We start from the raw sequence: 8,328 nt of genomic DNA on the forward strand, positions 1-8,328 counted from the left end.
CGGCAGGCCACTTGGGGAATGTCGGCTGGAGGAGGACCAGAGGATGAGCGCCGAGACTTCGAATCGGACCGCTGGCGGGTTGTCGCGACGCGGCTTCATGCAGGTGGCGGGCATCGCCGGGGCGGTGGCGGGCCTGTCCGCCTCGGTCGCGCGGGCCGAGGGTCAGATCGGATATTTCGCGATGGATCTGCCCGACGACAAGCTGAAGGCGATGCTGAAGACGATCCTTCGGATCCGCTGGCACGAGCGGACGATGGCCGACAAGATGCTGACCGACCCGGCCTACCGGGCCTACAACCACTTCTACGCGGGGCAGGAGGCGGTGGCGACCGGCGTCTGCGCGGCCTTGCGCAACGAAGGGCCGTTCGACCAGCTGGACCTGATCTATTCGACGCACCGCCCGTCGGGCCATGCCCTGGCCAAGGGGGTGGACATGAAGCTCATGCAGGCCGAGATGGATTTCCGCTCGACCGGCCTGAACGGCGGCCATGCGGCCGAGATGCATATCGCCGACCCCTCGGTCGGGTTCATGGGCGCGGACGGGATGATCGGGCCGGGCCATGTTATCGCCACGGGGTCGGCCTTCGCCTTCCGGGCACGCGGCTCGGACCAGGTGGCCGTGGTCTTCGGCGGCGACGGCACCTATGCGACGCCGCATTTCCACTCGGCCCTGAACAACGCCCGCCTGCTGGAGCTGCCGTTCATCTACGTTCTGGAGAACAACCTGTACCACCAGTACGCCCACTACTCTTACTCCAGCCCCCACACCGACATTGCCGACGCTGCGCGGGCCTACGGCATTCCGGCGCGGGTGGTGGACGGGCAGGACGTGTTCCAGGTCTACAACGCCGCGAAGGAGGCGGTGGACCGCGCCCGGTCGGGTGGCGGGCCCAGCTTCATCGAGGCCAAGACCTACCGCTACTACAACCACTGGGGCGCCCCGGGGGCCGAGGTCGGCAAGCTCGGCGCCTTCGGCTATGACCCGCTGGCCATCACGTCCTTCCGCCCCGAACGCGAGGTCCGCGCCTGGATGCAGCGCGATCCCGTCGACATCGCCCGCAAGACGCTGATCGACTGGGGTGTCCTGACCGCCGAGGCCGCGGATGCGATCGAGGCAGAGGCAAAGGCCGAGGTCGAGGAGGCCTTCAAATGGGCCGCCGAACAGCCGCTCTGCACGCCCGAGGACGGGCTGAAACATGTCTTCGCGGAAGGCGAGGTCCTTCCTCGCCAGATCGCCTGAGGAGGATCAGCCATGACCGTCAAGACCTGGATGTATGCCGTGCTCGAGGCCGTCGCGGCCGAGATGCGCGCCGATCCCGCGATGATCTGGATCTTCGAGCTGACCCCGCCGGTCGCTTCGAACGCCGGGATGCCGGTGATCAACCTGGAAACCGAATTCGGGCGCAAGCGGGTGGTGAATACCGGGATCGATGAAAACTGGATGGCCTCGGCCGTGCTGGGCGCGGGCCTCGCGGGGTCGCGGGCGGCGACCTACATCCCCTATCAGGGCGCCGGGATGCCGTTCCAGGTGATCCAGAACCACGCCGGCAAGCTGCGCCACATGACCGGCGGCAAGGCCTCGATGCCCGTGGTCTTCGTGATGGAGATGACCGGCCAGACGCCGGGATTTGCCGGGCAACATTCCGACTATGAGATCGACAGCACCTACATGCACATCCCCGGCGTCCGCACGGTGGTGCCGTCCACCCCCTATGACGCCAAGGGGATGATGCATGCGGCGCTGCGCAGTCCCGACCCGGTGGTCTACCTTTACCCCGCGGGTCTGCGGATGCTGTCCGAAGAGGTGCCGGACGAGCCCTACGAGGTGCCGCTGGACAAGGCGGCGGTGCGGCAGGAGGGGACGGACCTGACCATCGTCGGATCGGGCGCGGGGATGCCCGATGTGCTGGAAGCCGCGAAACGGCTGGGCGAAGCGGGGATGTCGGTCGAGGTCATCGACCTGCGCGTGTTGAAGCAGATGGACACCGAGACGCTGGTGACCTCGGTCGCCAAGACGAAGCGCCTGCTGGCGGTGGACCAGACCTACTACACGCTTGGCCCCGCGGCCGAGGTGGTGGCCCGCTGCGCCGAGAACGTCGAGGGCGCCCGCTTCCGCCGCATCGCCTTCCCCGACGCGCCGCCCCCGGCCTCGCCCGAGATGTTCGGCTGGATGCGGCCCGATGCCTCGCGGATCGTCGATGCCGCGAAGAAGATGGTGTGATGCGATGAAGGCCGCCAACATGATCGACCCCGGCACAATCGACGCCGCCCCGGCCGAACGCCTTGCCGCGGATTTCCAGGTGGTCTGCGACCACTGTTCGAGCGGGATCCTGCGGCCCACGCGCATCCGCACCGCCTTCTGGCAGGGCGACAGCCTGGTCGTGGTGCGGAACATCCCGGCGATGGTCTGCCCGGAATGCGGCGAGGAATTCGTGGCCGACCCCACGGTCGTGCAGCTGGACCGGCTGCGGGGCAGGGGGTTCGCCAGCGCCGAGCCGGTCGGGCAGATGGTCGTCCCGGTCATCGACTTCGGGGACCCGGGATGAGACGGGTGCTGGTGCTTGCGGCCTTTGCGCTGCTGGCGGGCGTCGGGACGGCGCAGGTCGATCCCTTTGCCTTCATGCCCGACGGCGGGCGCGGTCTCATGGCCCGCGCCTTCCCGACCCCCGAGGCGCAGGCCGAGGCGCTGGCCGCCACCCGCAGCGCCGAGGAATGGCTGGGTGCGCTGACCGCTTCGGACCTGTCCGAGCGCGAGCGGGCCACCCTGGCCGCCTACCTGTCGCGCGTGGCCCCTTCGGACTACGTGCAGTCCCTGCCGCCCGATGGCCGCGACCTGGCGCTGGTGCAGTGCCAGTCCTGCCATTCGTTGTTTTCCGGCTACCTGATGCAGCGGCGCGACCGGAACGGCTGGCTGGTGATCTTCGCCTCGCCCTTCCACAAGGACATCCCGATGTCCCAGACCGAACGCGAGATCTTCGCCGACTATTCGGCGATCAACATGCCGATGCGGGTGGAGGACGTGCCGCCCGAATTGCGCTTCTGAAAGGGGGAGCCGATGAAAATCCGGTGGCTTCTGGTCCTTGCCCTTGGCGCGGCCGGGATGGCCCTGGCGCAGGTGGACACCTTCGCCTTCATGCCCGAAGGCGGGCGGACGATCCTGGAGCCTCTGCTTACGGCCGACCCGGCGCTGGCGGGCAAGCTGACCGAAAAGCGCCCGGCGGCCGACTGGCTGGCGGCGATCACCGCGGGCGACCTGCCGGGGGTGACGGGGCTGGACGAATGGCAGGCGCAGACGCTGGCCGACTACCTGGCCTATGCGGCACCGATCGACCCCGCCGCCCTGCCGCTTGACGGGCGCGACATGACGCTGGCGCGCTGCCAGTCCTGCCATATCGTCACCGTGGTGGTGACCCAGGCCCGCGCGCGCGAGGCCTGGCTTGGCACGATGGGCAAGCCAAGCCACGTCGGCGTCCCCCTCACGCCCGAAGAGCGCGGGCAGCTTGCCGATTACCTGACCGTCAACGCCGGCATCCCCATCGATGCGATTCCGCCCGAGCTGCGCGCCGGGGGTGCGTCCTATTAGGCCATGTCCTACGCGGACCTCAGCTTCTGGCTTTTCCTCGCGCTGGTCCTTCTCGGGATCGCTGCTCTTCCCCTGCGGCTGCGGCCTGCCTGGCTGATCGCGGCAAGCCTGGGGTTCTATGCCGCGCCCGACGCGATGCGGCTGATCTGGCTGGGCGGCGTGGCCGGGGCCGCGTTGGTCGCGCTGTCCCTGCCCGCGGCCCGCAAGGCCGTCCTCGCGGCGCTGGTGGCGCTGCTGGTCTGGGCCAAGTTCGCCGACGCCCTTGGCCTGCCGGACCCCGGGGCGCCTCCGGGCCTGTCCTTCTACTGCTTCACCGCCATCGCGCTGCTGGCCGAATTCCTGCGGCGGGGCGAAAGCTGGGGCGCGGCCGATGCCACCTTGCACCTGGTCTGGTTTCCGAAGCTGCTCGCCGGCCCGATCGAGCGGCCGCAGAGCCTGATCCCGCAGCTCTCGGCCCTGTCGCTGCGGCCCGGCTTGGCCACGCTGGGCTTTGCCTTCCTTTTGTCTGGCCTGGTGAAGAAACTGGTGATCGCCGACAGCCTGGCCCCCACGGTCGACGCGGCCTTCGCCATCCCGGCCCATGCCGCGCCGGTGGACCTGCTGCTCGCCTGCTACTTCTTCGCCTTCCAGATCTACTGCGATTTCTCGGGCTATGCTGACATCGCCATAGGCCTGTCCGCCCTGGTCGGCCTGCGCCTGTCGCGCAACTTCGACCGGCCCTACCTGTCACCCACCGTCACCGAGTTCTGGTCCTCGCGCTGGCACATCACGCTGGGCCAGTGGTTCCGCGATTTCGTCTACATCCCGCTTGGCGGCAGCCGCAGGGGGCGGGCGCGGCAGGGGGTGAACCTGATGGTGGTGTTCCTGCTTTCGGGCCTCTGGCACGCGGGGCTTGGCTATGGCCTGGGCTGGGGCTTCGTGATCTGGGGGCTGCTGAACGGGGCGCTGGTGGTGGGGGAGAGTTTTCTGCCCAGCCCGCAGGGCAAGCTGGCCCGGGCGCTGTGGGCCCTGCTGACCTTCCACCTGATCCTGGTGACCTGGGTCTTCTTCCGCGCCGCCACTCCGGCGGATGCGCTGATGATCTTGGCGCGGATCGGGGAGAGCCTGGGCCAGTTGCCCGGACTGATCGCGGCCTTCCCCTACACCGCCGACCACAAGCTGGGCATTGCCCTTATCCTCGCGCTGCTGGCTGTCGAGATCGCCACCCCCCGCCCCCTGGCCGAGCGTGTGACCGCCGCCCCGCTGGCGCTGCGCTGGACGGGGTTCTATGCGGGGATGGCGCTTCTGCTGCTGATGGGGCGTTGGGAGGATACGGGGTTCATCTATGCCGGGTTCTGACGACACCTGGCGCCCGCGCCGTATCCTGGCCTTCCTGGCTTTCGGAGCGATCATCTACTCGGCACTGTTCCTGTGGTCCGACGCCACCTTGCGCCAGCACGGGCGGCAGAACCCTTTCCTGCGCATCGCCACCGCGCCCGAGCGGGTGGACTGGATCATCCTCGGCGCCTCGCACGCGCTGCCCTTGGGCTTTGCCGACATGCCCGAGGTGCTGCGCGACCGGACGGGGCAGGGGACGCTGACGCTGGCGGTCACCGGGGGCGGGCCGTTCCTGATGCGGGTGATCGCCGAGCGCTGGTTCGCGGACCACCAGACGCGCGGGGTGCTGATCGTGCTGGACAGCTTCGCCTTCGCCGACCGCCGCTGGAACGAGGACCGGCTGGCCGACAGCGACGTCCTGCCGAAGATCCCAGCCGACCGGGTGACCGTGGCGACGCTTTGGGCCGCGGTGCCGCGTGGCCTGGCCTGGCAGACCTGGGTCGCCTATGTCTCGGGCTTCGCGCGGATCAACGACCGGACCCGGTTCGCCCCCGACAGCTGGGAGGCCGAGGCGAAGTTCGACACCGCCCCCCGCCCCAACGCTGCTGCGACCAAGGCGCGGATCGCCTTCCTGTATCCCGGCCCGCCCGACCCCGCCGCGATGGGCCGCGGGCTTCAGGACCTTCAGGCACTGATCCAGCTGGCGCAGGCGCGCGGCGCGCGGGTGGTGATCGTCCGCCCGCCCTTGCCCGAGCCCTTCCGCCAGGCCCTTCCCGCCCTGCCGGAGTTCGAGGCCCGGTTCGCCGCGCTTGCCGCCGACCATGCTGTCCCGGTCCACGACTTCTCGACCGCGCTGCCCGAGACACGCAATTTCTTCGACGCCGACCACCTGAACCGGACGGGCGTCCTGCGCTGGCTGGAGGCGGGGCTGGCCGATCTGCTGCGAGCCGATGACAGCGGTCAATGACGCAGCCCCCGCCGCGCCGCAGCCTGTTCCCAGGCCAGACCGGAGGAACGCCATGCCCGCCTTCGACCCCCACCCCCCGCTGTCGCGCCGCAGCCTTCTGGTCACCGCGGGCCTTGCCCCGGCGCTTCTGGGAGCGCCCCTGCCGCTGCGGGCAGAGACCCCGGCCGAGCTCTCGGTGACCGAGGCGCTGCGTAACCGGCGGTCCACCCGCGCCTTCGCCGACCGGCCCATCGACCCCGGCCTGCTGGCCGAGCTGCTCTGGGCCGCCTTCGGGGTCAACCGGCCGGAAACGGGCCTTCACACCGCGCCGACCTGGCATGGCGTGGCGGACGTCAGGGTGCATGTCGCGACGGCCGAGGGGGTGCTGGCCTATGATCCGGCCACCGACGCCACCACGCAGGTGACGCCCGAGGACATCCGCCCGGCCCTGTCGCCGCAGCCCTTCGTCGCCACCGCCCCGGCCTGCCTGATCTTCGTCTCGGAGCTTGCGAAGCTGCAGGCCGCGCCGACCGAGGACGAGCGGCGCTTCTGGGCCACGGTCAACGCCGCCATCGCGGCCGAGAACGTCTATCTCTTCGCCGCGGCCCGTGGGCTTGGCACCTGCCTGGTCGGCGGCCTGGACCGTGCGGCGGTCAGCGCCAGGCTTGCCCTGCCACCAGAGCTTTACCCGACCTTCGTGCAGCCGGTGGGCTGGCCCGCCTAAACGCCGCCGGGCAACTGGCGCAGGGTCTCGACCAGCTCGTGCGACGACTGCCGCACCAGGTTCTTCGCCACCTCGGCCCGGATCGCCAGCGCAAGCGGCTCGCTCAGCCCCTCGCGCCAGAGGCCCAGCGTCTCGGGCGGGGCGACCACGACTAGTCCGTCGAAGGCCTGTGCCCGCTGTTCGGCGCTGAGGAAGTCCTGCACTTCATGCAGGAAGCGCAGCGAATCCTCGCGCACCGGGTCCGAGGCGGGCTCGACCCCCGAGCGACGCTCGGGCGAGCTGATGGCATAGGTCCGGGTCGGGCGGTCCTGCAGGTGATCGCGCAGGTGGCGGTGGCGCGATTGCAGCGAAAGTTCCGCCCCGGCCGGTTCGTGCGGCGCGGGAAGCCCGCGCAGGATGCGGGCCCGGTTCGAGTTCAGCACCAGATACCACACACGCTCGGCACGCATGATCCGATCCTTTCCTCGCCTGCCTCCGTCCTAGCGGTGATGCCCGGCCACCGCGCGCGCCAATTCGCCGGCCAGATGCAGGCCAGTGCCATGCGCCACGTCGCCCAGGCTGAGCATCCCGACCAGGCGCTTGCGGTCGTCCAGCACCGGCAGGCGGCGGATCTGCTTCTGGTCCATCAGGTGGATGGCGTCCTCGACATCCTCTTCGGTGCGGCAATAGACGACGCCGGGGCTCATCACCTCGTCGGCGCGGGTGGTCTTCGCGTCGCGCCCCAGGGCCACGACCCGCAGGGCCAGGTCGCGGTCGGTGATGATCCCGATCAGTCGGTCGTCCTGCCCGACCGGGATCGCCCCGATGTCCGCCCTGGCCATCAGCGCGGCCACGTCCTGCACCGACGTTTCGGCGCCGACCCATTCGGCCGGCGCATGCATGACCTCGTTGACCTTCATGACATCCTCCGTCGCTGAAGCCGGGACCATGATCCCGCACCCGGCCCGTCCCGGCATTGACCGCCGTCATCCGGGCCGAGTGGCGAAGGCCCGGATGGGTCCCGGCCTTCCGGTCCTACTGCTGGATCGACTGAAGGTAGAGCACCAGCTCGGTCACCCTGGCCCGGACCTGACTTTCCGTGCCAAAGATCGAGCCGTGCTCTTCGGCGGCCACGCGGTAGCGGTTGCCGAAGACCGGCATCGGATTGCCGTGGGCGCGGATTTCGGTCCGACCATCGACGACGTGGAAGATGTCGACTTAACCCAACGCGCGACGTCGATTGCTGGGCTCGCTAGGATTACGCTTCTAAGGCCTCTGGGCCTGGATATTGCATATTCGGCTGCAATGGTTCCGCCCCAAGAGCTTCCGAAGACATGGAGTTCTGAGAGGTTCAGATGGCGTCGCAGGCATGAGATCTCGTCCAGAAATCTAGGAAGCCGCCAATTTGCCTCATCGTCGGGCTTGTCGGAGTTTCCACTATCGAGCTGATCATAGAAGATGACCGGCCGGGTGTCGGACAGAGCTGCCAGTGTAAGAAGATAGTGATGCGACAGACCAGGCCCGCCATGGATGCAGAGGAGAGGGACGGCGCCAGAGGCAAATTTCGCCTTTCCATTTAGTCTGTACCAAACCCGGCCGCCTGGTACGGTGCAAAAGCCGACCTCTTCCGGATCCAAAGCGGCACCGTAACGCATAGCCAACATCGTGAGTCCCTTTCATGATGACGGCCCAAGGCTACAAACACCGGCACTTCCAAAATACCTATCAAACGTCATAGTTTTGCCGGCGTTGAAACCCACATTCTCCAAGTAAGTCGCT

Annotated in this window: 11 protein-coding genes and 1 pseudogene; 8 read left to right on the plus strand and 4 right to left on the minus strand. The window is 68.7% G+C overall.

What is annotated here, in order from left to right; translation table 11 throughout:
* The first annotated feature begins 43 nt into the window (after positions 1–43).
* Genes FE811_RS24590 through FE811_RS24625 form a run of 8 tightly spaced genes read left to right on the plus strand, consistent with a single transcriptional unit; the run spans position 44 to position 6,570 of the window.
* Positions 44–1,240 (plus strand): thiamine pyrophosphate-dependent dehydrogenase E1 component subunit alpha, encoded by a 1,197-nt coding sequence (locus FE811_RS24590; protein WP_140849134.1) that lies wholly within the window; start codon positions 44–46, stop codon positions 1,238–1,240.
* A gap of 12 nt (positions 1,241–1,252) precedes the next feature.
* Positions 1,253–2,221, plus strand: a complete 969-nt coding sequence (locus FE811_RS24595; protein WP_140849136.1) for an alpha-ketoacid dehydrogenase subunit beta — start codon at positions 1,253–1,255, stop codon at positions 2,219–2,221.
* A gap of 4 nt (positions 2,222–2,225) precedes the next feature.
* The gene (locus tag FE811_RS24600) at positions 2,226–2,546 is read left to right on the plus strand and encodes a type II toxin-antitoxin system MqsA family antitoxin (protein ID WP_181180958.1); all 321 of its coding nucleotides are present in this window, start codon (positions 2,226–2,228) and stop codon (positions 2,544–2,546) included.
* Positions 2,543–3,043 carry a hypothetical protein gene (locus FE811_RS24605; RefSeq protein ID WP_140849141.1) on the plus strand — a complete coding sequence of 167 codons (501 nt, stop codon included), beginning with the start codon at positions 2,543–2,545 and terminating at the stop codon, positions 3,041–3,043. The genes FE811_RS24600 and FE811_RS24605 overlap by 4 nt, the downstream gene beginning before the upstream one ends.
* Positions 3,044–3,055: 12 nt before the next feature.
* Positions 3,056–3,583: a hypothetical protein gene (locus FE811_RS24610; protein ID WP_140849143.1), complete on the plus strand. Its 528-nt coding sequence runs from the start codon at positions 3,056–3,058 to the stop codon at positions 3,581–3,583.
* A 3-nt stretch (positions 3,584–3,586) separates the two neighbouring features.
* On the plus strand, positions 3,587–4,921 hold the full coding sequence (locus tag FE811_RS24615) for an MBOAT family protein (protein ID WP_140849145.1): 1,335 nt from the start codon (positions 3,587–3,589) through the stop codon (positions 4,919–4,921).
* Positions 4,908–5,867, plus strand: a complete 960-nt coding sequence (locus tag FE811_RS24620) for an SGNH/GDSL hydrolase family protein (RefSeq protein WP_140849147.1) — start codon at positions 4,908–4,910, stop codon at positions 5,865–5,867. Before FE811_RS24615 ends, FE811_RS24620 begins: the two co-directional genes overlap by 14 nt.
* A 52-nt stretch (positions 5,868–5,919) precedes the next feature.
* Positions 5,920–6,570, plus strand: a complete 651-nt coding sequence (locus tag FE811_RS24625) for a nitroreductase family protein (RefSeq protein ID WP_181180959.1) — start codon at positions 5,920–5,922, stop codon at positions 6,568–6,570.
* Here FE811_RS24625 and FE811_RS24630 read toward each other — a convergent pair.
* The 4 genes and pseudogenes from FE811_RS24630 to FE811_RS28840 form a co-directional block, all read right to left on the minus strand.
* Positions 6,567–7,019: a host attachment protein gene (locus FE811_RS24630; protein WP_140849151.1), complete on the minus strand. Its 453-nt coding sequence runs from the start codon at positions 7,017–7,019 to the stop codon at positions 6,567–6,569. The genes FE811_RS24625 and FE811_RS24630 overlap by 4 nt on opposite strands.
* Before the next feature lie 30 nt (positions 7,020–7,049).
* Positions 7,050–7,469 carry a CBS domain-containing protein gene (locus tag FE811_RS24635; RefSeq protein WP_140849153.1) on the minus strand — a complete coding sequence of 140 codons (420 nt, stop codon included), beginning with the start codon at positions 7,467–7,469 and terminating at the stop codon, positions 7,050–7,052.
* A gap of 115 nt (positions 7,470–7,584) precedes the next feature.
* Complete coding sequence (locus tag FE811_RS28490) at positions 7,585–7,710, minus strand: hypothetical protein (RefSeq protein WP_255469842.1); 126 nt, start codon at positions 7,708–7,710, stop codon at positions 7,585–7,587.
* Between the two features lie 23 nt (positions 7,711–7,733).
* A pseudogene (locus tag FE811_RS28840) lies at positions 7,734–8,213 on the minus strand (alpha/beta fold hydrolase); the annotation flags it as partial.
* Positions 8,214–8,328 lie beyond the last annotated feature (115 nt).

Origin of the sequence: Paracoccus sp. FO-3 (genome assembly GCF_006386455.1) — a bacterium.
Classification (GTDB): domain Bacteria; phylum Pseudomonadota; class Alphaproteobacteria; order Rhodobacterales; family Rhodobacteraceae; genus Paracoccus; species Paracoccus versutus.